Source organism: Nocardioides aurantiacus, from assembly GCF_003752505.1.
Classification (GTDB): domain Bacteria; phylum Actinomycetota; class Actinomycetes; order Propionibacteriales; family Nocardioidaceae; genus Marmoricola; species Marmoricola aurantiacus.
Window position 1 is genome coordinate 888,853 of sequence record NZ_RKHO01000001.1, and the last position, 23,775, is coordinate 912,627.

The following is a 23,775-nucleotide window of genomic DNA, read 5'->3' on the forward strand; positions in this document are numbered from 1 at the left end:
GTAGCCCGAACTGGAGGCTGCCGAGATTCTCGATGTCGAGATAACGTCGGCGGATGGCCTTCAGCTGGGACCCCGCCCGCTACCTCGGGCACGCCGACCACCGTGCCCGTCCCTTCCACGACCTGCTCGCCCGGGTCGACGCCGACGACCCGGACCTCGTGGTCGACCTCGGCTGCGGCGCCGGCAACCTGACCGCCCTGCTGCCCCAGCGTTGGCCCGACGCCCGGGTCGTCGGCATCGACAGCAGCGAGGCCATGGTCGACAGGGCCCGCGAGGTGGCCGACGTCGAGCTCGAGGTCGGTGACGTCCGCGACTGGCCCGCCCGCGGGCTGCGGCCCGAGGTGCTGATCAGCAACGCGGTGCTGCACTGGCTGCCCGACCACCTCGAGCTGCTGCCCGCCCTCGCCGCGACGGTCGCCCCCGGCGGCTGGCTGGCGCTGCAGGTGCCCGGCAACTGGCACGCGCCGAGCCACAGCCTGGTCGCCGACCTGGCCGCGCGGGCGCCGTACGACGAGCACACCCGCGACGTGGCCCGCATGGTCAGCCACGCGCCGGAGGACTACCTGTGGGTGCTCCGAGGCCTGGGGTGGGAGGTCGACGCGTGGGAGACGACGTACGCCCACGTGCTCACCGGCGCGGACGCCGTCTTCGACTGGATCAGCGGCACCGGCCTCCGCCCGACCGTCCAGGCGCTGCCCGAGGGGCTGCGCGGCGAGTTCGAGGAGGAGCTCAAGCAGCAGCTGCGCGCGGCGTACCCCGAGCGGGACGGCGTCGTGGTGATGCCGTTCCGGCGGGTGTTCGCCGTCGCCCGTCGCCCCTGAGCCGTACGCCGACCGGCAGGATGCCCCCGTGCCCCTCTCCTTCTTCGTCCCCGCCGAGACCGGCGACGCGGACGCCTGGTCGCCGACCGACGCCGCCTGCAGCCTGTGGAGCGACGACCACCTCCACGGTGTCGCCGTCAGCGGCTTCCTGGCCCGCGCCGCCGAGGCCGAGGTCGCGGGCCGGGGCCGCGACGACCTGCGGGCGGCTCGCTGGACGGTCGACCTGTTCCGACCCGCCCGACGCCGGGTGACCCGCGCGCGGGTGCACGTGGTGCGGGAGTCGGCGCGGCTGTGCCTGGTCGACGTCGAGCTGGTGCAGGACACCGACGACGGCGAGGAGGTCGCCGCGCGGGCCAGCGGCCTCTTCCTCAAGCAGGGCGAGCCCGCGACCGGCGTGGTCTGGGAGCCCGGCGGTGCGCCGGAGCCGCCGCCGCTCGACCTGGCCCCGCCGACCGACCGCCCCCGGCTGCCGCTGTTCCGCAGCGAGGGGGTGGGCTGGCACGACTCGTTCGCGGAGCACCAGAACTCCGGCCGCAAGACCACCTGGCAGGTCGGGGTGCCCGTGGTGCCGGGCGAGCGCCCGTCGGGGTTCGTCGCCGCCGCCTCGGTCGCCGACGTCGCGAGCATGGTCACCAACTGGGGCGACCGCGGCATCGAGCAGATCAACACCGACATCACGCTCACCCTGGCCCGCGCCCCCGAGGGCGTCGAGATCGGCCTCGAGGCGGCCGACCGGGTCTCGGCCGACGGCATCGCGGTCGGTACCGCAACGGTCTTCGACCGCGCCGGCCGCCTCGGCAGCGCGGTCGTGACCTCCGTGGCCAACGCCGAGCGGGCCGTCGACCTGACCGGCGGCGACCCGGCCGACGACCCGCGGATGCAGCGGGGGGTCTAGCGGCGCCTCAGGCCGCCGGACGCGAGCCCGACCGCACCCAGGCGTCGCGGGTGGCGACGCCGATGTCGGGGTTGTCGGTGAACAGCCCGTCGACGCCGGCGTCGAGGAAGGCGCGGATCTCGGCCGCGAGGTCGCCCGGCGCGTTCGGGTCGGTGCCGCGGCGGAAGTTCACGGCCATGAACTGGTTCTCCCGGCGCAGCGTGAAGGGGTGCACGACGAGCTTGTTGCGGTGGGCGTCGCGGACCAGCGGGCTGGGCGCGCCGGTGCGGCCGGAGGCGTCGCGGGGGAGGACCAGCTCCTTGTTGGGGCCGATGCCCGCGGCGTACGACGAGATGGCGCGCAGCTCGCGCGGCGTGGTCAGGTCGCGGTAGGTGCGGGGGTCGCCCTGCGCCACGAGGTCGTACGGCGCCCCGGCACCGTCGAGGAGCTGGATGATCGGCAGCTTGGTCATCCGGTCGAGCTGGCGCAGGTTGGTGGTCTCGAAGCTCTGCAGGAACACCTTGTCGTTGGGGGAGTCGAAGCCGCGGGCGCGCAGCGTCTCCACCAGCGTGCGCTCCATCGGCAGCCCGATCGACTGGAAGTACGTCGGGTGCTTGGTCTCGGTGTAGACGCCGACGTCGCGTGCGCTGCCCGGCCGGGCGTCGTTCGTACGACGGACCAGGTCGAGCACCTCGGTCAGCGTCGGCACCTCGAACTGCCCGTCGTACGCCGTGTTGGCCGGTCGGACCAGCGGCAGCCGCTCCTCGGCCCGCAGCGTCTTGAGCTCGGCGAGCGTGAAGTCCTCGGTGAACCAGCCGGTGATCGCGCGACCGTCGATGGTCTTGGTGGTGCGGCGCGCGGCGAACTCGGGGTGCTCCGCGACGTCGGTGGTGCCGCCGATCTCGTTCTCGTGGCGGGCGACGAGGACGCCGTCCTTGGTGGGCACCAGGTCGGGCTCGACGTAGTCGGCGCCCTGCTCGATCGCGAGCTGGTAGGCCGCGAGCGTGTGCTCGGGCCGGTAGCCCGAGGCGCCGCGGTGGCCGATCACGAGCGGCTGCGAGGTGCGCACGCCGCGGTCGCCGGGGTCCTTCGGCGGCGCGGCCTGGGCGGCGCCGGCGAGGCCGGGCAGCGTGAGGAGGAGGGCCAGCACGAGGCCGGCCAGGAGCGTGGGCGCGACCAGGAGGCCGCGCTTCCCGAGAGTGGTCATGGTCCACAACCAACCCCGCCCGGGTGACCGGACACAAGGCCCCAGGTGTCCAGCAGGTGACGCTTCGGGCGTCGGGATCGGTACCGTGTGACCGACTTTCCCCGGTTGGTCTGCCGGCAGGGCCCGCCTGACTTTGAATCAGGACAAGCGACGTAGGTTCGACTCCTACCCGGGGAGCGTGAGCACCGATCGCACCGCCCCGACCCCTCCCGCCACCGACCTGACGGTCGTCGTGCTGGCCGCGGGGGGCGGCACCCGGATGAAGTCCAAGACCGCCAAGGTGCTGCACCCGCTGGCCGGTCGCAGCATGCTCGGCCACGTGCTGGCGGCCGTGCGCGAGCTCGAGCCGCGACGCGTCGTCACCGTCGTGGGCCACCAGCGCGAGCAGGTCGCGCCCCACGTCGAGGAGCAGCTGCCCGAGGCGCGGATCGCGGTGCAGGAGACCCAGGACGGCACCGGCCACGCCGTCCGGATCGCGTGGGACGTCCTCGACGACGCGGACCGGCAGGGCACCGTCCTCGTGGCGTACGGCGACACCCCGCTCCTCGAGGGCGCCAGCCTGCGGGCGCTGGTCGCCGACCACGTCGGCGCGGGCCGCGCGGTCAGCATCCTGTCGGGGATCGTGGGCGACCCCCACGGCTACGGCCGGGTGGTGCGCGACGAGGCCGGCGAGGTGACCGGGATCGTGGAGCAGAAGGACGCCACCGAGGAGCAGCGCGCCGTCCGCGAGATCAACAGCGGCATCCTCGCCTTCGACGCCGCCTTCCTCGCCGCGGCGCTGCCCCGGCTGTCCTCGCAGAACGCCGCGGGGGAGTACTACCTCACCGACACCGTCGCCCTGGCCCGCGAGGACGGCCTGCCCGTCGGCGCGATGCCGCTCGACGACGTGCTGCAGACCGAGGGCGCCAACGACCGGGTGCAGCTGGCCGAGCTGGGCCGGGAGAAGAACCGCCGCATCCTGGCCCGCTGGATGCGTGAGGGCGTCACCGTGATGGACCCTGCCACGACCTGGGTCGACGCCGACGTGGTGCTCGCCCGCGACGTCACGCTGCTCCCCGGCGTACAGCTGCTCGGCGCGACCGTCGTCGAGGAGGACGCCGTGATCGGGCCCGACTGCACGCTGGAGGACGTCGAGGTGGGTGCGGGGGCACGCGTCGTACGCACGCACGGGCAGCTGGCCGTCATCGGCGCCGGCGCGAGCGTCGGACCGTTCTCCTACCTGCGCCCCGGCACCCGCCTGGGGGCCGGCGGCAAGGTCGGCGCCTTCGTCGAGGTCAAGAACTCCTCCATCGGCGACGGCGCCAAGGTCCCGCACCTGTCCTACGTCGGCGACGCCGACATCGGCGAGGGCACCAACATCGGCGCCGGGACGATCGTGGCCAACTACGACGGCGTCGCCAAGCACCGCACCACGATCGGCCGGCACGCCCGCACGGCCAGTAACAACACCTTCGTGGCGCCGGTGACCGTGGGCGACGGCGCCGCCACCGGGGCCGGCTCGACCATCCGCGAGGACGTCCCGCCGGGCGCCCTGGCCGTCTCGGCCGGCCCGCAGCGCACCATCGCCGGGTGGGTGCTGAAGCGCCGCGACGGCACCGCGCAGGCGCAGGCGGCGCGTGATGCCGGGGCGACCGAGGAGTGACCCCGGGGTGAACGGGGCAGTGGTCGGTGGGTGACCCACTTGTCCTGCCACCCCGTCCGTGGGCCACAATCGACCCGCACGTCCTTCCAGCACGAGGAGCGCCGCACGTGAGCGGAATGAAGCGCACCACCGAGAAGAACCTGATGGTCTTCAGCGGACGGGCGCACCCGGCGCTCGCCGACGAGGTGGCCGACCTGATGGGCACCGAGCTGGTGCCGACGTCGGCCTACGAGTTCGCCAACTCCGAGATCTACGTGCGCTACGAGGAGTCCGTGCGCGGCTCCGACGCCTTCGTGATCCAGAGCCACACGGCTCCGGTCAACGAGTGGATCATGGAGCACCTGATCATGGTCGACGCGCTCAAGCGCGCCTCGGCGAAGCGGATCACCGTGGTGCTGCCGTTCTACGGCTACGCCCGCCAGGACAAGAAGCACCGCGGCCGCGAGCCGATCTCGGCGCGGCTGATGGCCGACCTGTTCAAGACCGCGGGAGCCGATCGGCTGATCGCCGTCGACCTGCACGCCGACCAGATCCAGGGCTTCTTCGACGGCCCCGTCGACCACCTGATGGCGATGCCGATCCTGGCCGACTACGTCAAGGAGAAGTACGGCGACCAGCGGCTCGCCGTCGTCTCCCCGGACGCCGGCCGGATCAAGGTCGCCGAGCGCTGGTCGGCCCGCCTGGGCGGCGTACCGCTGGCGTTCATCCACAAGACCCGCCGCGAGGACCGCCCCAACGAGACCGTCGCCAACCGCGTCGTCGGCAAGGTCGAGGGCCGCATCTGCATCCTCACCGACGACATGATCGACACCGGCGGCACCATCGTGAAGGCCGCCGACGCGCTCATGGCCGACGGCGCGGCCGGCGTGATCATCGCCGCCACCCACGCGATCCTCTCCGACCCCGCGGTCGACCGGCTGAAGAACTCCCCGGCCACCGAGGTCGTGGTCACCAACACCCTCCCGATCGCGCCGGAGTGCCACTTCGACAAGCTGACGGTGCTCTCGATCGCGCCCCTGATCTCGCGTGCGATCAAGGAGGTCTTCGAGGACGGCTCGGTGACCTCGATGTTCGACGGCCACGCCTGAGGTTCGCGCTGGTTCGCTGGGGCCCGGTGCGGCATGTAAATCGGGGTTATGGACGCTTCACACGGGATCTGCCGGCCCGAAAGCGTCCACAGTCCCGCGCCAGACGGGCAGCTGGCCCGTCACGCCCGCGCCGTCTGATGCACCCGTCGCCCGTCGAGCTCGTCCGGGCCGCGCTCGCTGAACATGCGAATGTGGCGCGTCGTACGGGTGGGTACCACGTCAGCCCCGTGAGCGACATTGGCATGTCAGGGACCGCGTCTGCTCCGGTGGGCGGCGGGGGTCTTGCCGTGCGCTGTGACGAGCGTCGGCCGTCGCCACGAGCCGCCACGCACCGGCAACGGCGTCACAGCCGGCCGGTCGTACGGCGCCCCGCGGCCCGCGTCTCGTCGGTCACGCCTGACGAGACCACCACGACGTCGCCCCGATTTCATGTGGCCGCCCGCCAGCGGCTAGTCTTGTGCAGTTGCCTCGGCGAGGGAGCGGGCCCGTGAGGGCCGCGTTCCGTGATCGACGCGGTCGGTTCGTGACCCCATGCACCGCGCCCGTCGGCCTGCGGTGCATGTGCTGTCCCCGGCCCGTGGCAACCCCCTGACGCAGTCCCCGCACGCCCACCTGAGGAGCCGCACCGATGTCCGAAGACAAGATCAAGGCCGAGACCCGCACCGAGTTCGGCAAGGGTGCCGCGCGCCGCATCCGCCGCGCCGACAAGGTGCCGGCGGTCATCTACGGCCACGGCAACGCCCCCATCCACGTGACCCTGCCCGGCCACGACACGTTCCTCGCGCTCAAGCGCGGCGGCGCCAACGCGCTGCTCGACATCGACGTCGACGGCAAGAAGTACCTCGCGCTGACCAAGCAGATCCAGGCCGACCCGATCAAGGGCTTCCTCGAGCACGTCGACTTCGTCGAGGTCAAGAAGGGCGAGATGGTCACCGTCGACATCCCCGTCCACGTGACCGGCGAGTCCAAGTCCGACGCCCTCACGGTGACCGAGCTCAACACGGTCTCCATCGAGGCCGACGCCACCGCGATTCCCGAGGCCTTCGAGATCTCGGTGGAGGACGCCGAGATCGGCTTCCAGGTCTTCGCCAAGGACCTCGCGCTGCCCAACGGCGCGACGCTGCTCACCGACGAGGACCTGCTGGTCGTCAACGTGATCCACGCGCCCACCGCCGAGGAGGTCGAGGCCGAGCTGGAGGAGGCCGAGGCCGAGGTCGGCATCGAGCGCGACGAGACCGACGAGGAGGCCGCCGAGGCTGCCGAGACCGAGGGCAGCGAGTCCGAGGCCGCCGGCGAGGGCGACACCGTCCCCGAGACCGACGCGAACTCCGGCCAGCGCTGATCTCCTCCGGTGGTCGATGACGCGGTCTGGCTGGTCGTCGGGCTGGGAAACCCCGGCCCGACGTACGCCGGCACGCGGCACAACATCGGCTACCTCGTCACCGACGAGCTGGTCCGTCGTACGGGCGGCTCGTGGCGCAAGCACAAGACCGGGCGCGCCGACGTCGTCGAAGGACGACTCGGCGCGCCCGGCTCTGCGTCACCGCGGGTCGTGCTGGCACGACCGCGCTGCTACATGAACGAGTCCGGGGGACCGGTCAAGGCGCTGGCCACCTTCTACAAGGTCGCCCCCGACCACGTGGTCGCGATCCACGACGAGCTCGACATCGCCTTCGGGACGCTGCGCACCAAGCTCGGTGGCGGCGACAACGGCCACAACGGGCTGAAGTCGATGCGCTCCTCCCTGGGCACCGGCGACTTCTACCGGGTGCGGGCCGGCATCGGCCGCCCCCCGGGTCGCCAGGAGCCGGCCGACTTCGTGCTCTCGGCGTACTCCCGGGTCGAGCAGAAGGAGCTCCCCTTCCAGGTCGACACCGCGGCCGACGCGGTCGAGTCGCTCATCCGCGAGGGTCTCGAGTCCACCCAGCAGCGCTACAACAGCTGACACGTCGGTCGAGCCCGTCGAGACCACGGGCTGACTCGTCGGCCGAGCTCGTCGAGACCCTCACTAGGCTGACGCGGTGACCGACTTCGACTCCGACCACGAGCTCGCCGCCTGGGCCGCCACCTCCGCCGGGGAGCTGCTCCTCGACGTACGCCGCCAGGGCCTGGAGGGCCGCGAGCTCAAGGACGCCGGCGACATGGCGGCGCACGAGCACCTGATGAAGGTGCTCGCCGAGCACCGGCCCGACGACGCGATCCTCTCCGAAGAGTCGTGGCGCGGCACCGAGTCGACCCACGACCGCTCGATCACCGACCGGGTCTGGATCATCGACCCCCTCGACGGCACCCGCGAGTTCTCCGAGCCGCCCCGCGACGACTGGGCCGTCCACGTCGCGCTGTGGGAGCGCGGCGCGGGTGACGGCGACGGCGGCCTCGGCGAGCTGATCGCCGGCGCGGTCGCCCAGCCCGGCATCGGCCAGACCTTCAGCACGGGGGACCGGATCGTCGTACCTCCCCGCACCTCGGACCGCCCCCGCATCGTGGTCAGCCGCACCCGCCCCCCGGCCTTCGTGGAGGCGTTCGCCGCCGAGATCGACGCCGAGCTGGCCCCGATGGGCTCCGCCGGCGCCAAGGTGATGGCGGTCGTGCGCGACGTCGCCGACGCCTACATCCACGCGGGGGGACAGTACGAGTGGGACTCCGCCGCCCCCGTCGCCGTCGCCCGCGCCGCCGGCCTGTTCACCAGCCGCGTGGACGGGCAGCCGCTGCGCTACAACCAGGACGACGTCTCGCTTCCCGACCTGATCGTGTGCCGGCCGGAGCTGTCGGAGACGATCCTGGAGTTCGTACGGCGGCACGGGACGGACTGAGGCGTCATCCCGGGCTGCTGTCGGGGCGAGCTCGCCCGAGCCCGTGTCGCGCCTGGATTCCGGACCGCTACCTTGGCGGAGTCGCGGTCCCGCGGCGAGGAACGTGAGGACAGCCGTGCCGGCTCAGCAGCCCCTGTGGGCAGACTCCTACGCGCCGGGAGTGCCCCTGCACCTCGACTACGGCGACACCACGGTGCTGGACCTGTGGGAGGGCGCGGCGCAGGCCTACCCGGACCGACCAGCGCTGGACTTCCTCGGGCGCAGCTCGACGTATGCCGAGGTCGCCGAGGAGGTGGGCCGGGTGGCGGGCGGGCTGCACGCGCTCGGCGTGCGTCCCGGCGACAACGTCGCCCTCGTGATGCCGAACTGCCCGCAGGGCATCATCGCGCTGTTCGCCGTGCTGCGGCTCGGTGCCGCCGTGGTCGAGCACAACCCCCTCTACACCTCGGCCGAGCTCCGTCACCCGTTCGTCGACCACGGTGCTCGGGTGGCGATCGTGTGGGACAAGATCGTGCCCGTCATCGAGGAGCTTCGCGTCGTCTCGGCCCTCGAGCACGTCGTCGCGGTCGACCTGACCACCCGGCTGCCGTGGACCAAGCGACTCGCGCTGCGCCTGCCGGTCGCGAAGGCGCGTGCGGCCCGGGCCCAGCTGACCTCTCCCGCGCCCCGGGCGATGCAGTGGGTCGAGCTGGCGGGAGCGGCGCCGCTGGACGAGTCCCATCCCCGCCCGGACCGGAACGACGTCGCCCTCCTGCTCTACACCTCCGGCACCACCGGCGTGCCGAAGGGCGTGCCGTTGCTGCACCGCAACCTCGTGGCCAACGTGATGCAGGGGCGGGCCTGGGTGCCGGGGCTGGAGGTCGGGAAGGAGAGCTTCCTGGTCGCGCTGCCGCTGTTCCACGCCTACGGCGTGACGGTCAGCGTGCTGCTCGGTGTGGCACTCGCCGCCAAGCTGGTGCTGCTCCCCAAGCCGGACATCGGCCTCATCATGGAGGCGATGGCGCGGGAGGTGCCGAGCTTCGTGCCCGCCGTACCGCCCCTCTACCAGCGGATCGTCGACGAGGCGGAGCGCCGCAAGGTCTCGATCGAGGGCATCCGGTATGCGCTGTCGGGGGCGATGCCGCTGCCGGCCGCGCTCGTGGCGCAGTGGGAGGCTGCCACGGGCGGGCTCCTCGTCGAGGGATACGGGCTGACCGAGACGTCCCCGGTGATCGTCGGCAACCCGATGACCCGTGCTCGCCGCCCCGGCGCGATCGGGGTGCCCTTCCCCGACGTGGAGATCCGCATCGCCGACCCCGAGGACCTGGACCGCGACATGCCGCAAGGGGAACGCGGTGAGCTGCTGGTGCGCGGTCCCCAGGTCTTCTCTGGCTACCGCGGCCTGCCCGAGGAGACGGCCGCGGCCTTCCACGACGGGTGGTTCCGCACGGGGGACGTCGTGACCATGTCGCCCGACGGTTTCCTGACGATCGTCGATCGGATCAAGGAGATCATCATCACCGGCGGCTTCAACGTCTATCCCTCGGAGGTCGAAGGCATCCTCCGCACCCATGCCGGGGTCGTGGACGTCGCGGTCGTCGGCCTGCCGCAGGCGGACGGGGGTGAGGAGGTGGTCGCCGCCGTGGTGCTCGTCGAAGGTGTCCCGGTGGGGGCGGACGAGCTGCGGACGCACACCCGTCAGGCGCTGACCCCCTACAAGGTGCCGCGCCGGGTGGTGTTCGTGGACGAACTGCCGACGAACCCGATGGGCAAGGTCCTGCGCCGCGAGGTCGTTGCTCGACTCCGGGAGTCTTGAGCGTCATCCCTGAGGCCGGCGCCTCCGGGCGCCGAGTCTCGCCGGACCGGCTCGTCGTGCCTACCTACACTCGGACCGCCCCCGCATCGTGGTCAGCCGCACCCGGCCTCCGGCCTTCGTCGAGGCGTTCGCCGCCGAGATCGACGCCGAGCTGGTCCCGATGGGCTCCGCCGGCGCCAAGGTGATGGCCGTCGTCCGCGACGTCGCCGACGCCTACATCCACGCCGGGGGACAGTACGAGTGGGACTCCGCCGCCCCCGTCGCCGTCGCCCGCGCCGCCGGCCTCTTCACCAGCCGCGTGGACGGTACACCGCTGCGCTACAACCAGGACGACGTCTCGCTGCCCGACCTGATCGTGTGCCGGCCGGAGCTGTCGGAAACGATCCTTGAGTTCGTACGCCGCCACGGGACGGAGTGAGCGAGCCACACACCGCCGCCAATGAGCCCGCCTGCTGTCCGGTGCCACCTTCCCTTTACAGGACGGGCCGCAGTCACTCCCTGGCTGCTCCCGGGGTCACGTCGTCGTGCTCGCCTAGGGTTCGCGCATGGCAAGTAACAAGGTGCTCGAGCAACACATCGCCGTCTTCGGGGAGAGCGGGAGCGGCAAGACCGTCATGTTGTCCTCCTTCTACGGTTCCGAGCAGGAACCCCAGAACATCAAGGAGGGCGCGTTCAACGTAGTGGCCGAAGACGCCGGCCAGGGCACGCGCTTGCATCAGAACTACCTAGGCATGAAGAATTCAGCGACGCTCCCCGACGCGACGAAGTTCACCGCGACCTCATACCGTTTCTTGCTCAAGCTTAAGGGCGAGTCGGAGTCAAAGCCGTTAAAGGCGAAGCCGTTCGATGCCCTTCGGTTGGTTTGGCACGACTACCCGGGCGAGTGGTTCGAGCAGGACGTCAGCGGACCGGAAGAGGCCAGCCGCCGGGTCGAGGCGTTCCGCGCTCTACTTGCCTCTCACGTCGCCCTGCTGCTCGTAGACGGCCAGAAGCTCCTCGACAACGCTGGACAGGAGGAGCGCTACCTCAAATCCCTCTTGAGCAACGTTCGCAACAGCCTGGTGCTGCTCAGGGACGACCTCCTCAGTGAAGGCAAGCCGCTGGTGACCTTCCCGCGCATCTGGGTGGTGGCGCTGTCGAAATCCGACCTGCTGCCCGATCTCGACGTCAACGGGTTCAAGGAGCTCATCATTGAGAAGGTCGGTGATGAGATCGCCGGGCTGGGTGGTGTGCTCAGCGGACTGGTTGAGTCTGATGGTGCGCTATCTGTGGGCGAGGACTTCGTTCTCATCTCTTCAGCGAAGTTCAGCCCCGGCGCGATCGAGGTTGCGCAGCGCGTCGGTATCGATCTCGTACTTCCTATGGCGGCCGTGCTGCCGCTCGAGCGGCACCTTCGGTGGGCCCGGGCAGACAAGTTGACGACGGGGGTGGCAAAGAAGCTCGTCGGCAATGCTGAGGTAGTCGCCGCGGCAATCGGTGTCGCCAGTGGAGTCGTCGCCAAGCTGATTAGCAAGAAGAGCAAGATCGCCGGAGCAGTCGGTCTCGTGCTGAGTGGCTTGACGCCCAAGCTGGAGGATGTCATCAAGTCCGCTGGCGCCAAACTCGAGGCGGTTGATGCAGCCGCGGCCACGAAGCGGCAGAACCTCGCCGCGACGCTCGACGGCTTCCGCATTGATCTTGATGTCGGTGAGGAGAAGGCAGTTCTTCTCAGGAGCCCTGGATGAGCGTCATTTGGGCGACCAGAGGGCGTACCTGGGGCTTCCGGTTTCTCCGCGACGGTGGGTTCGCAGACCCCTTGCCTGTCTACGAGGCCGCTTTCGCCGGGATCGGGGCGGGCCCTAGCGCAATTCAGCGGGTTGGGGCGACCGTCGCGGTGCGGCTTCCGGATCCGTACGGGCGTAGGGATGCAGCAGGCCGCAGCATTCCACACGAGTTTGTCGTCTCTGCGCCCCTCGCTGAGCAGGTGGAGACAGTCGAGGACGCCTTGCGAATCCTGTGGCCGCAGGTCGCGGATGATTACGACAAGGTGTGGGACTCGGAGCCCGTCTGAGGCCAGCGGGCCCGCATCCATTGGATCGCCGAGGGGAGATTGTCGGAACCCAAGCGCCCTCTGCCACCGCGAAACCACGGGTGGCCGCGGAGGCGCCGTACTGCGAGGCGCGTGGCTCATTGAACGAGGCCTGCCCACTAGGTTGGCTGCATGCCCTCCAAAGCCACGGAGATCGAGGTCGACGACAAGGTCGTGCGGGTGTCCAACCCCGACCGGGTCTACTTCCCGGCGCGGGGCGAGACCAAGATGGACTTGGTCGACTACTACCTCTCCGTGGGCGACGGCATCGTCAACGCCCTGCGGGAGCGGCCGTGCATGCTGCACCGGTTCCCGACCGGGGTGTCGGGGGAGAAGGTGCACCAGAAGCGGCTGCCCAAGGGGGCGCCGCCGTGGATGGAGACGGTGCGGGTGCACTTCCCACGCTGGAACCGCACCGCCGACGAGCTGTGCGTGACCGAGCTGGCGCAGGTGATCTGGGCGGTGCAGATGAGCACCGTGGAGTTCCACCCCTGGAACAGTCGTCGCGCCGACGTCGAGAAGCCCGACGAGTGGCGCATCGACCTCGACCCCGGGCCCGACTGCCCGTGGGAGACGGTGCAGCGGGTCGCCCACGTCGCCCACGAGGTGCTCGACGACCTCGGCGCGACCGGGTTCCCCAAGACCAGCGGGGGAAGGGGGATGCACGTCTACGTCCGGATCGCGCCCGACCACGGCTTCCAGGACGTACGACGCGCCGCACTCGCCTTCGCCCGCGAGGTCGAGCGCCGTTCGCCCGAGGTCACCACCGCCTGGTGGCGCAAGGACCGCGACCCGGCCCACCTGTTCGTCGACTACAACCAGAACGCCCGCGACCACACCATCGCCGCGGCGTACTCCGTGCGCGGCAACCCCATCGGCACCGTCTCCGCCCCCATCGGATGGGAGGAGGTGGATGAGGTCCACCCCGACGACTTCACCATCGCCACGATGCCGGCGCGGTACGCCGAGCTCGGCGACCTGCACGCCGACATCGACGACCACGTCTTCGACATCGCGCCGCTGCTGGAGTGGGCCGAGCGCGACGAGGAGCGGGGGGCGGCACCGCCGCCGGAGCCCGACCAGGACGAGTGACGGGCGCCACGTCTCAGTTGACAACCGAGCCCGTTGTGTCAAGTTACTGGCGAGTCTAGGCTGCCGAGCATGTCTGCCTCCTCCCAGCCCGCTGGCGCCGGTGGCGCGTCGTTCGGCGACAACGACCTCGCCGATCCCGAGCACGACGTCACGGCGTCCTACGCCCTCGACCCGGCCTCGGTGCGCGCGCTGACCAGGCGCGTGGTGTCGACGACCGGGCGGGAGATCCCGGCGTACACCCCGATCACCGGGCAGCCGCTCGCGATGGTCCCGCAGTCGGGGGAGGACGACGTCGAGGAGGCGTTCGCCCGGGCCCGTCGCGCCCAGAAGGCGTGGGCACAGACCCCGATCCGCGAGCGCGCCGCGATGCTGCTGCGGCTGCACGACCTGGTGCTCGACCGGCAGGACGAGATCATCGACCTGATCTGCTGGGAGTCGGGCAAGGCCCGCAAGCACGCCTTCGACGAGCCGCTCCACATCGCGCTGACCGCGCGCTACTACGGCCGCACGGGAGTCCAGCACCTCGCGCCGAAGCGGGTCCGCGGCGTCGTGCCCGGGCTGACGCAGGCCGAGGTGACCCGCGTGCCCAAGGGCGTCGTCGGGATCATCGCGCCCTGGAACTACCCCTTCACGATGGCCCTGTGCGACGGCATCCCCGCCCTGCTCGCCGGCAACGCCGTGGTCATCAAGCCCGACGCCCAGACGATGCTCTCCGCGCTGCTCGGCGCCCAGCTGCTCGAGGAGGCGGGGCTGCCCGAGGGCCTGTGGAACGTCGTCGCCGGTCCGGGCCGTGAGCTCGGCACGCCGATCATCGACCGCTCCGACTACGTCTGCTTCACCGGCTCCACGCCGACGGGCCGCATCATCGCCCGCCAGTGCGCCGAGCGGCTGATCGGCTGCTCGCTCGAGCTCGGCGGCAAGAACCCCATGCTGGTGCTGCGCGACGCCGACCTCGACCGCGCGGCCGAGGGCGCCGTACGCGCCGTGTTCTCCAACGCCGGCCAGCTGTGCGTCGCGATCGAGCGGTTGTACGTCGCCGACCAGGTTTACGACCGGTTCCGCGACAAGCTCGTCGAGCGCACCAAGGCGATGACGCTGCGGGCCGGGCTGCAGTGGGGCAGCGACATGGGCTCGCTGATCTCCCAGGACCAGCTCGACACCGTGGTCGCCCACGTCGACGACGCCGTCGCCAAGGGCGCCAAGGTGCTCGTCGGCGGCAAGGCGCGGCCGGACCTGGGGCCCTACTACTACGAGCCCACCGTGCTCGAGGGCGTCAGCCCCGACATGACCTGCTTCGGCACCGAGACCTTCGGGCCCGTCGTCGCGCTGCACCGCTTCCACGACGAGGCCGACGCGATCGCGCGGGCCAACGAGGGGGAGTACGGCCTCAACGCCTCGATCTACAGCCGCGACACCCGCCGCGCCCGCGAGATCGGCCGGCAGGTCAAGTGCGGCACGGTCAACGTCAACGAGGCGTTCGCCGCGACGTTCGCCAGTATCGAGGCGCCGATGGGCGGGATGCGGCAGTCTGGGATGGGCCGCCGCCAGGGGGCCGAGGGGCTGCTGCGCTACACCGAGACGCAGTCGCTCGCCGTGCAGCGGGTGCTGCGCTTCGCACCCCAGTTCGGCATGAACGACAAGACCTACGCCCAGGTGATGACGGCCAACCTGCGGCTGCTGCGAAAGGCGGGACGGGCGTGAAGGACACCGGCAACGGCGGCTCCGGCGGCGGCGGGGGCTCGAACCCCGGCGGTGAGAGCGACTTCGACTACGACGTGCTCGTCATCGGCTCCGGCTTCGGCGGCTCGGTCACCGCGCTGCGGCTGACCGAGAAGGGCTACAAGGTCGGCGTCATCGAGGCCGGCGCCCGCTTCGAGGACAAGGACTTCGCCAAGACCTCCTTCGACCTCAAGAAGTTCCTCTACCGCCCCGAGATCGGCTGCTACGGCATCCAGCGCATCGACGCGGTCCGCGACTCGCTGATCCTCGCCGGCGCGGGCGTCGGCGGCGGCTCGCTCGTCTACGCCAACACGCTCTACGAACCTCTCGGCGCGTTCTACCGCGACCGGCAGTGGGCCCACATCACCGACTGGAAGAAGGAGCTCGCCCCCTTCTACGACCAGGCCAAGCGGATGCTCGGCGTCGTGGAGAACCCGCTCCGCACGCCCGCCGACGACGTGATGGAGCAGGTCGCGACCGAGATGGGCGTGGCCGACACCTTCCACCCCACCCCGGTCGGCGTCTTCTTCGGCCAGCCCGACCAGAAGATGGGCGAGACGGTGGCCGACCCCTACTTCGGCGGCGCCGGGCCGGAGCGGCGTACGTGCGTGGCGTGCGGTGACTGCATGACCGGCTGCAACTACAACGCCAAGAACACGCTGGTGAAGAACTACCTCTACCTCGCCGAGCAGGCCGGCGCCCGCGTGATGCCGCTGTCGACGGTGACGCGCGTCAGCGAGCGCGACGGTGGCGGGTACGACGTGAGGATCCGCTTCACCAAGGCCAAGCGGGCGACCGCCAAGTCGACCCGCACGCTCTCCGCCGAGCACGTCGTCTTCGCCGCGGCCGCGATCGGCACCCAGAAGCTGCTGCACAAGATGAAGGCCGAGGGGCACCTGCCGCGGCTCTCGGACCGCCTCGGCGAGCTGTCGCGCACCAACTCCGAGTCGATCCTCGGCGCGATCGCGCCGGACACCACGATCGACTACAGCTACGGCGTCGCGATCACCTCCTCCTTCCACCCCGACGAGGACACCCACGTCGAGCCGTGCCGCTACGGCAAGGGCAGCAACGCGATGTCGCTGATGCAGACGGTGCTCACCGACGGCGACGTCCCCGGCCGCCGCTGGCAGCAGTGGCTCAAGGAGCTGTGGACGCAGCGCAAGAACGTGCACTCGCTGTACGACGTGCGGCACTGGTCCGAGCGCACCGTCGTCGCCCTGGTGATGCAGACGCTCGACAACTCGATCACCGTCTACCCCAAGAAGGTGCCGGGGACCAACAAGTACCGCCTGACCTCGCGACAGGGCCACGGCGAGCCCAACCCGACGTGGATCCCGGTCGCCAACACCGTGGTGCGCAAGATGGCCAAGATCATGGGCGGCACCGCCGGTGGCTCGATCGGCGAGCCGTTCAACATGCCGATGACCGCCCACTTCATCGGCGGCTGCACCATCGGCGACTCGATCGAGACCGGCGTCGTCGACCCCTACCAGCGGGTCTACGGCTACGACAACATGCACATCGCCGACGGCTCGGCCATCACCGCCAACCTGGGCGTCAACCCGTCGCTGACGATCACCGCCCAGGCCGAGCGCGCGATGGCGTTCTGGCCCAACAAGGGCGAGGCCGACCCCCGGCCGGCGCTCGACGCGGCGTACGAGCAGCTCTCGCCGGTCGCCCCCCACAGCCCCGTCGTCCCCGCCTCGGCCCCCGGTGCGCTGCACCTGCCGATCGTGGGGGTCAGCTAGGCGCGTGCCTTCTCGCCCGTCGGACCTGTGGTCCGGCGGGCTCGGGTGCTGTGCGGGTGTGACGTCGCTCGGTGGGACGTCTGGGTCGTGTGACGGGGGTCGGGGCGACGCTGGCGTCCCAGTGACGGGCGGTTTCACCGGCTAGCAGGTGAAACTGCCGCGAGTGCCACAGCAGAACTCCCGGGCGGCCGGTGCGACGACGCAGGTGTGGCACTCGACTGCCACGCCCGCCGAGGACCCACGCCGACGACAAGACCCCGGACACCAGAGGTGTCCGGGGTCTTCGCCGTCACGACAGCCGACGAGCCAGGGCCCGACCGGGGAGGGAGGGAGGTCGGGCCCTGGCTCGTCCGCTGTTGCATCGTGCACGGACCCGACGGGGAGGGAGGGAGGTTGTCGGATCCACCCACCACAACGAGGGGTCCCGGGCCCGGTTACGGGGCATCCGGAGAAATCTTCAACCATCTCGTCTGACAGACTCAGGGGTCCGTTGAACCCCCACCGGAAGGGTCGATCGTGACCGATCACGACCTCGTCCTCGTCGTCGACTTCGGGGCCCAGTACGCCCAGCTGATCGCCCGCCGCGTCCGGGAGGCCCGGGTCTACTCCGAGATCGTCCCGCACACGATGCCGGTCGCGGAGATGCTCGCCAGGAACCCCGCCGCGATCATCCTCTCGGGCGGTCCGTCGTCGGTGTACTCGCCCGGCGCCCCGGCCGTCGACGACGACCTGTTCAGCGCGGGACTGCCCGTCTTCGGCATGTGCTACGGCTTCCAGGCGATGGCCCAGGCGCTCGGCGGGGAGGTCGCGCGCACCGGCTCCTCGGAGTACGGCCGCACGCCCGTCACCGTCACCGCCCCCGGCACGCTGCTCGCCGGCCTGCCCGCGGCGCACCGCGTCTGGATGTCGCACGGCGACTCGGTGCAGTCGGCGCCCGCGGGGTTCGACGTGCTGGCCTCGACGACCAAGACTCCCGTCGCTGCGTTCGAGGACACCGAGCGCCGGATGGCCGGCGTGCAGTGGCACCCCGAGGTGCTGCACAGCGAGCACGGCCAGGAGGTGCTCTCGCACTTCCTGCTCGACATCGCCGGCTGCCGGCCCACCTGGACGATGGTCAACATCGTCGAGGAGCAGGTCGAGCGGATCCAGCAGCAGATCGGCCCCGAGGGGTTGGCGATCTGCGCGCTGTCCGGCGGCGTCGACAGCGCGGTCGCCGCGGCCGTCGTACAACGTGCGATCGGGGACCGCCTGACCTGCGTGTACGTCGACCACGGGCTCATGCGAAAGGGCGAGTCGGAGCAGATCGAGCGCGACTTCGTGGCCGCGACCGGGGCCGACCTGGTCGTCGTCGACGCCGAGGAGCAGTTCCTCGACGCGCTCGCCGGCGTCTCCGACCCCGAGACCAAGCGCAAGATCATCGGCCGGGAGTTCATCCGGGTCTTCGAGGCCGCCGAGGCCGACATCCTCGCGCCCAAGATCGCCGCCGGCTCGCACGCCGAGGGCGTGAAGATGGCCTTCCTGGTGCAGGGCACGCTCTACCCCGACGTCGTCGAGTCGGGCGGGGGAGCGGGCACGTCCAACATCAAGTCGCACCACAACGTGGGCGGACTGCCCGACGACCTCGAGTTCGAGCTCGTCGAGCCGCTGCGGACGCTGTTCAAGGACGAGGTGCGCCTCGTCGGCGAGCAGCTCGGCCTGCCCGGCGAGATCGTCTGGCGCCACCCCTTCCCCGGCCCCGGCCTGGGGATCCGGATCATCGGCGAGGTCACCCGCGAGCGGCTCGACATCCTGCGCGAGGCCGACGCGATCGCCCGCGAGGAGCTCTCCCGCGCGGGCCTGGACCGCGACATCTGGCAGTTCCCGGTGGTGCTGCTGGCCGACGTACGCTCCGTCGGCGTGCAGGGAGACGGCCGCACCTACGGCCACCCCGTCGTGCTGCGCCCGGTCACCTCCGAGGACGCCATGACCGCCGACTGGGCGCGGGTGCCCTACGAGGTGCTCGAGACCGTCAGCACGCGGATCACCAACGAGGTGCCCGAGGTCAACCGGGTCACCCTCGACATCACCAGCAAGCCGCCGGGGACGATCGAGTGGGAGTGAGCTCGGGGTACTGAGCCGGTTGCTGATTCCCCGGACGTCCGGTGAATCTGGCACTTGTCAGGTGTTGCGATGCCTGCCAGGTGTCTGAAAACGGTGCCAGGTGGCGCGGTTCGTCCCGGTTGCCGGCCAGCTCATCGGCGTACGTCGGACGATCGACCACTCCGCCGGAGAGCCTGTCGCTCGCCCGGGGTCGCAGCTCCGGCGCCCGGGCTGTTTCCCAAGCGACCTCGGGAAACCGACGCCCCCGCACGCACGCACCGCAGCCCGGCCACCTCGAGAGGTGACCGGGCCCGTGCCGTACGGCGCGCTTCGCGCTCAGCGTGTGGCGGGACCGACCGGCACGTCTCCGGCGAGGGTGATCCGGCGCATGATGCGGGTCTCGTCGTAGTCGCGGTTGGCGTAGTGCAGCGTGCTGCGGTTGTCCCACATGCCGACGTCGCCGAGCTGCCAGCGGTGGCGCACGGTGTGCTCGGGCTTGAGCAGGTGGGCGTAGAGCATGTCGAGGATGGCGCGGCTCTCGGCGTCGGAGACGCCCACGACGTGCTCGGTGAAGCCGGGGTTGACGAACAGGCCCCTGCGGCCGGTCTCGGGGTGGACGCGCACCACCGGGTGCTCCACGGGGGTCAGCTCGGTGACCTCCTGGCCCTCCCACGAGTTGCCGCGGCCGCCGTGGCGTCGCAGGTAGGCGCCCCACTCGCGGGTGCCGTCGTGGATCGCGGTGAGCTGGTCGACCATGCCGCGCACGGGGGCCGACAGGGACTCGTAGGCCTGCTCGGCGTCGACCCAGCTGGTGTCGCCGCCGTACGACGGGAGCTGGTGCGCCCGCAGGATCGAGCCCATCGGGGGGCGCTCGACGAAGGTGACGTCGGTGTGCCAGACGTCGGAGAAGCTGAACTCCGGGTCGGCGCTGTCGAGGTCGAAGATCTCGGGCAGCTCGACCTGGGCGCTCTGGCCGACGACGGGGTGGCCGACGGTGACCTCGCCGAGGCGTCGGCCGAGGTCCACCTGGTCGGCGTCGGTGAGGTCCTGGCCGCGGAAGAAGAGCACCTTCTGCTCGACCAGGGCGGACCGGATGTCGGCGACCTGGTCGTCGGTGAGGGTGCGCAGGTCGGTGCCGATGACCTCGGCGCCGAAGCGGGGGCCGAGCTTGTCGAGCACCAGCGAGGCGCCGCGGGGCGGGCTGACGTGGTGGTTCCGTGCGGGTGCCTGCGTCATGGTGGCGTCCTCCTCGGGCTCGTCCGTGCCATAAACCTACTGACTTACTCAACATACACGAGATGCGGTGGTCGGGGGTGTCGGGGACGGGTCCGGGGTGTCCCCGACGACGGGGGAGGCCAGGGTTCCCTAGAATTCGCGGGGTCCGACGACGAGGAGTGCGCAGTGGGACGACTGGTCACGACGCTCACCCGCGCGGTGCGGCAGCGGGTGCTGGCGCGCGCCGGGGGCGTCGACCTGTCGCGGCTCGACAAGGTGCCGGAGTCGCTGGCCTGGCCGCTGCGCCGTGACGGCACGTCGCCCAGCCCGCGGCTCCAGGCCACCCGCAACGCCGACCCGGTGCAGCGGCTGGTCCGGCTGTTCGGCATGGAGGTGTGGCTGGTCACCGGCGACGCGGAGTGCCGCGCGGTGCTGGCCGACGCCACGTCGTACAGCACCGACATCCGGCCCTACATGGGCCGCAGCGGCTCCGCCACGGACGGCGACATCGGCGGCCTGGGGTTCACCGACCCGCCCGACCACACCCGGCTGCGGCGGCTGCTCGTGCCGGAGTTCACGATGCGGCGGCTGCAGCGCCTCGCCCCGCTGATCCAGCGCGTCGTCGACCGCCAGCTCGACGAGCTCGAGGCGGCGCTCACCGAGTCCCCCGACGGCGTCGCCGACCTGGTGCCGACCCTCGCCTTCCCGGTGCCGTTCCTGGTCATCTGCGACCTCCTCGGCCTGCCCGACGAACGGCGCGAGACCTTCGCCAGCCTCGCCACCCAGCGCTTCGACGTCACCGGGGGAGGGCCCGGGACGATCGGGGCGATCGGCGGCTCGCGGGAGTTCCTGCTGGCCGAGGTCGCCCGGCAGCGGCACGATCCCGGGCCGGGCCTGATCGGCCAGCTGATCCGCGAGCACGGCGAGGAGGTCACCGACTTCGAGCTCGGCGGCCTCGCCGACGGAGTCTTCACCGGCGGCCTGGAGACCAGCGCCTCGATGCTCGCGCTCGGCACCGCCCACCTGCTCGAGCACCGCGAGCTGTGGCGCCGGCTGCAGGCCGACCCCACCATCGCCCCGGCCCTGGTCGACGACCTGCTGCGGCTGCTCTCGGTCGTGCAGGTCGCCTTCCCGCGCTTCGCCCGCCACGACGTCGTCGTCGGCGGCAAGAGCATCCCGCAGGGGTCGGTCGTGCTGTGCTCGCTGCCCGCCGCCAACCGCGACGGCCGCGTCGGCCGGGGCGACGACGTCGACCTGACCACGGCCGGGCCCGGCCACCTGGCCTTCGGGCACGGCTTCCACCGCTGCGTCGGCGCCGAGCTGGCACGGATGGAGCTGGTCACGGCGTTCACCACGATGGTGCCACGGCTGCCCGACCTGGCCCTGGCGGTGCCCCCGGACGAGCTGGAGCACCGCGCGCTCTCGATCGTGTTCGGCGTCGAGTCGGTGCCGGTCACCCGTCGGGGCTGAGGCGGTCTCAGGGCGCGAGGTCGGCGTACGCCTCGGCCAGGACGTCGGCCCCGGCCTTGACCCGCGTCGTGTGCTCCACGCGGTTCCACGTCGGCCAGGTCAGGTCGAGCGCGTGCTGCTCGCCGTCGACGTCGAGCGCCAGCCCGATGCCGGGGACCTGCACCCGCGCGGCCGGCCGGCCCTCGCCGAGCGCGACGCGCGCCGAGGGGTCGGCCATGCCGAGCATCGACCACGGCAGCCGCACCTCGAGCGTGTCGGTCTCCTCCTCGACCTGCCACGTCGCCATCGAGTCGTACGACGCGTCCTGCGGGTCCCAGCTGCCCTCGACCAGCCGGCCGACGGGGTCGTACTCCGCGGGGCGACCCGCCAGCGCGCGGTTGGTCATCAGCACCAGGTCGTGCCAGGCCGCGTCCTGGTCGGGTCGGTACGACGTGCCGCGGACGTCGAGCCGCACCGGGTCGAGCGCCCTGCGCACCTGCACCTGACCGGTCCCCGCCTCGGTGTCCAGCAGCAGCCGGTGGTCGGCCTCCTCGGGCCCGGGCACCACGTCGGCCTCGAGCCGCAGCCGGGTGGGAGCGCCGTCGCGCCCGGTGACCTCGACGTGGACGTAGGAGTGGTCGGCCCAGACGTGGACGTACTTCGTGTCGCCGCCCTCGGGGACCAGCTCGGCGGCGGCGTCCGGCACCTGCGTGGTGTCGGTCGCCACCAGGCCGAACCACTGCTCGTTGGTCAGCGGGTCGTGCCACAGCTGGCGACGCTCGGCGTCGGTGTGCTCCTGGGTGTTCCAGGTGCGCTTGAACCACTCGTCCTCCCACGAGAAGACGAACCCGCCGGCGACGCCCTGGGCCGCCATCATCCGCAGCATCGAGGCGTTCATCGCCATCGCCTCCTGCTCGGAGTGCGAGCCCTGGTCGCGTCCGCGGGTGCCCTCGTGGGCCGAGCCCAGCGAGGACGGCACGCCGAACTCGCTCACCACGAGCGGCATCGTGCCGGCGACGTGCTGCTGCAGCGAGGCCAGGTAGCCGGCGTACCGGTCGGGCTCGCCCTCCCACTCGACCCGGTCGAGGCCGCGCTCGAAGCGCTGGAAGTCGGGGTAGTAGGGGTAGGCGTGGAAGCTCGCGAAGGTGCCGCCCGGCCACGCCCGCGTCGGCAGCACGTGCATCGCGTCGACGCCGACGAGGTCCTCGGCGGGCAGCGGCTCGGTCGGGTGGGTCAGCGGGTCGGTGGTGGGCCAGTTGGCGAAGGCCACGGGCACCGAGGTGCCGTGCGCGGCCTCCGCGGTGGCGAGGACGTCCAGGTGACGCGCGATCCAGCGCTCGGTGGCGGTCGCGTCGCGGGTGGCGGCGAAGTAGCGCCCCGGCTCGTACGCCGCCCCCGCCTCCCGGCGGTCGGTGCGGCGGGTGCCCTCGGGGTCCCACTCGACGCCGACGATCCAGGACACCACCCAGCGCGAGACGTCCGTGCGCCAGGTGCCGCCGGCGTGGCCGGGCTGCTCGGGCCGGGTCAGGTCGCCGTGCACGGCCGCCGAGGTCTCGCGCAGCTCCTCGGTGAAGGCGCGGTCCACCGAGGGGGTGTAGAGGGTCCGCCCGGCCTCGGTGTAGCTCTCGTCGGGCAGGTAGACGCCCTGCACCAGGTAGAGCGGGGCCGTCGGGTGCGCCCGGTTGAAGCGGTCCAGCTCGTCGTAGAAGGCGGGCGGGTGCGCGGCGTACACCCGCACCACCCGGATGCCGAGGTCGTGCATCTGGGAGAACCAGGTGCGGTACGTCGCCGCGTCGAGGTGGTCGATCTCGCCGGGCTGGTGACCCGGCGTGGTGCTGCCGAGGTTGATGCCGGGCAGGAAGGTCTTCGCGCCCGACGCGGTGTGCAGGGCCAGGCCGCCGGGTCCGGAGGTGGCGAGCACGTCGAGGTCACCGACGGTGCGCGGCGCGGGTGACCAGTCGCTCCCGGAGGCGGTCGCGGCCGCGGCTGCGGGGTCGGGGGAGTCGCTGCCGGTGCACCCGGCGGCGGCGAGCAGGGTCACCAGCGTGAGCAGGACCCCGAGCGAGCGTCGTACCACCCCGTGAGGTTACGAGGCGTTCGCACCTTCTGTCCGGGTTCTGGAGGGGGTGAGGGTGGGGGTCGTCTAGACCGGTTCGACCCGA

General features: G+C 71.5%; 18 protein-coding genes and 1 tRNA gene. 16 read left to right on the plus strand and 3 right to left on the minus strand.

Annotation, left to right across the window (positions count from 1 at the left end):
* Nucleotides 1–53: 53 nt before the first annotated feature.
* Nucleotides 54–821, plus strand: coding sequence for a methyltransferase domain-containing protein (locus EDD33_RS04290; RefSeq protein WP_123389249.1), 768 nt, complete (start codon nucleotides 54–56; stop codon nucleotides 819–821).
* Nucleotides 822–849: 28 nt separating this feature from the next.
* On the plus strand, nucleotides 850–1,716 hold the full coding sequence (locus tag EDD33_RS04295) for an acyl-CoA thioesterase domain-containing protein (protein ID WP_123389250.1): 867 nt from the start codon (nucleotides 850–852) through the stop codon (nucleotides 1,714–1,716).
* 7 nt (nucleotides 1,717–1,723) lie between these two features.
* Here EDD33_RS04295 and EDD33_RS04300 read toward each other — a convergent pair whose 3' ends face one another.
* Complete coding sequence (locus EDD33_RS04300) at nucleotides 1,724–2,902, minus strand: glycerophosphodiester phosphodiesterase (RefSeq protein ID WP_123389251.1); 1,179 nt, start codon at nucleotides 2,900–2,902, stop codon at nucleotides 1,724–1,726.
* A gap of 98 nt (nucleotides 2,903–3,000) precedes the next feature.
* Here EDD33_RS04300 and EDD33_RS04305 point away from each other — a divergent pair.
* The 13 genes from EDD33_RS04305 (at nucleotide 3,001) to guaA (ending at nucleotide 18,970) form a co-directional block, all read left to right on the plus strand.
* Nucleotides 3,001–3,079 (plus strand) — tRNA-Gln (locus EDD33_RS04305).
* Nucleotide 3,080: 1 nt separating this feature from the next.
* A complete protein-coding gene (glmU, locus tag EDD33_RS04310; protein WP_281274112.1) occupies nucleotides 3,081–4,544 on the plus strand; it encodes a bifunctional UDP-N-acetylglucosamine diphosphorylase/glucosamine-1-phosphate N-acetyltransferase GlmU in 1,464 nt (487 codons plus the stop codon).
* A 116-nt stretch (nucleotides 4,545–4,660) separates the two neighbouring features.
* On the plus strand, nucleotides 4,661–5,632 hold the full coding sequence (locus EDD33_RS04315) for a ribose-phosphate diphosphokinase (RefSeq protein WP_123389252.1): 972 nt from the start codon (nucleotides 4,661–4,663) through the stop codon (nucleotides 5,630–5,632).
* A 628-nt stretch (nucleotides 5,633–6,260) separates the two neighbouring features.
* Nucleotides 6,261–6,974: a 50S ribosomal protein L25/general stress protein Ctc gene (locus EDD33_RS04320; protein WP_123389253.1), complete on the plus strand. Its 714-nt coding sequence runs from the start codon at nucleotides 6,261–6,263 to the stop codon at nucleotides 6,972–6,974.
* 9 nt (nucleotides 6,975–6,983) lie between these two features.
* Entirely contained in the window at nucleotides 6,984–7,577 is a 594-nt protein-coding gene (gene pth, locus EDD33_RS04325) for an aminoacyl-tRNA hydrolase (protein WP_123389254.1), read from the plus strand.
* Nucleotides 7,578–7,653: 76 nt separating this feature from the next.
* Nucleotides 7,654–8,445, plus strand: a complete 792-nt coding sequence (locus EDD33_RS04330) for a 3'(2'),5'-bisphosphate nucleotidase CysQ (protein ID WP_123389255.1) — start codon at nucleotides 7,654–7,656, stop codon at nucleotides 8,443–8,445.
* Nucleotides 8,446–8,560: 115 nt separating this feature from the next.
* Nucleotides 8,561–10,240: a long-chain-fatty-acid--CoA ligase gene (locus tag EDD33_RS04335; RefSeq protein ID WP_211332408.1), complete on the plus strand. Its 1,680-nt coding sequence runs from the start codon at nucleotides 8,561–8,563 to the stop codon at nucleotides 10,238–10,240.
* Nucleotides 10,241–10,328: 88 nt separating this feature from the next.
* Nucleotides 10,329–10,658: an inositol monophosphatase family protein gene (locus EDD33_RS04340; RefSeq protein WP_246003363.1), complete on the plus strand. Its 330-nt coding sequence runs from the start codon at nucleotides 10,329–10,331 to the stop codon at nucleotides 10,656–10,658.
* Between the two features lie 127 nt (nucleotides 10,659–10,785).
* Nucleotides 10,786–11,964, plus strand: a complete 1,179-nt coding sequence (locus tag EDD33_RS04345; protein WP_123389257.1) for a TRAFAC clade GTPase domain-containing protein — start codon at nucleotides 10,786–10,788, stop codon at nucleotides 11,962–11,964.
* Nucleotides 11,965–12,440: 476 nt separating this feature from the next.
* On the plus strand, nucleotides 12,441–13,400 hold the full coding sequence (gene ligD / locus EDD33_RS04355) for a non-homologous end-joining DNA ligase (protein WP_123389259.1): 960 nt from the start codon (nucleotides 12,441–12,443) through the stop codon (nucleotides 13,398–13,400).
* A 69-nt stretch (nucleotides 13,401–13,469) separates the two neighbouring features.
* Nucleotides 13,470–15,101 (plus strand): succinic semialdehyde dehydrogenase, encoded by a 1,632-nt coding sequence (locus EDD33_RS04360; RefSeq protein WP_123389260.1) that lies wholly within the window; start codon nucleotides 13,470–13,472, stop codon nucleotides 15,099–15,101.
* Between the two features lie 74 nt (nucleotides 15,102–15,175).
* Nucleotides 15,176–16,870 carry a GMC oxidoreductase gene (locus EDD33_RS04365; RefSeq protein WP_246003641.1) on the plus strand — a complete coding sequence of 565 codons (1,695 nt, stop codon included), beginning with the start codon at nucleotides 15,176–15,178 and terminating at the stop codon, nucleotides 16,868–16,870.
* 516 nt (nucleotides 16,871–17,386) lie between these two features.
* Nucleotides 17,387–18,970, plus strand: coding sequence for a glutamine-hydrolyzing GMP synthase (gene guaA / locus EDD33_RS04370; protein WP_425463833.1), 1,584 nt, complete (start codon nucleotides 17,387–17,389; stop codon nucleotides 18,968–18,970).
* Nucleotides 18,971–19,285: 315 nt separating this feature from the next.
* Here guaA and EDD33_RS04375 read toward each other — a convergent pair whose 3' ends face one another.
* Nucleotides 19,286–20,185 carry a TauD/TfdA dioxygenase family protein gene (locus tag EDD33_RS04375; RefSeq protein WP_123389263.1) on the minus strand — a complete coding sequence of 300 codons (900 nt, stop codon included), beginning with the start codon at nucleotides 20,183–20,185 and terminating at the stop codon, nucleotides 19,286–19,288.
* Between the two features lie 165 nt (nucleotides 20,186–20,350).
* Here EDD33_RS04375 and EDD33_RS04380 point away from each other — a divergent pair, with 165 nt between their 5' ends.
* Nucleotides 20,351–21,634 (plus strand): cytochrome P450, encoded by a 1,284-nt coding sequence (locus EDD33_RS04380; RefSeq protein WP_123389264.1) that lies wholly within the window; start codon nucleotides 20,351–20,353, stop codon nucleotides 21,632–21,634.
* A 7-nt stretch (nucleotides 21,635–21,641) separates the two neighbouring features.
* Here EDD33_RS04380 and EDD33_RS04385 read toward each other — a convergent pair whose 3' ends face one another.
* A complete protein-coding gene (locus EDD33_RS04385) occupies nucleotides 21,642–23,690 on the minus strand; it encodes a hypothetical protein (RefSeq protein WP_123389265.1) in 2,049 nt (682 codons plus the stop codon).
* Nucleotides 23,691–23,775: the final 85 nt, after the last annotated feature.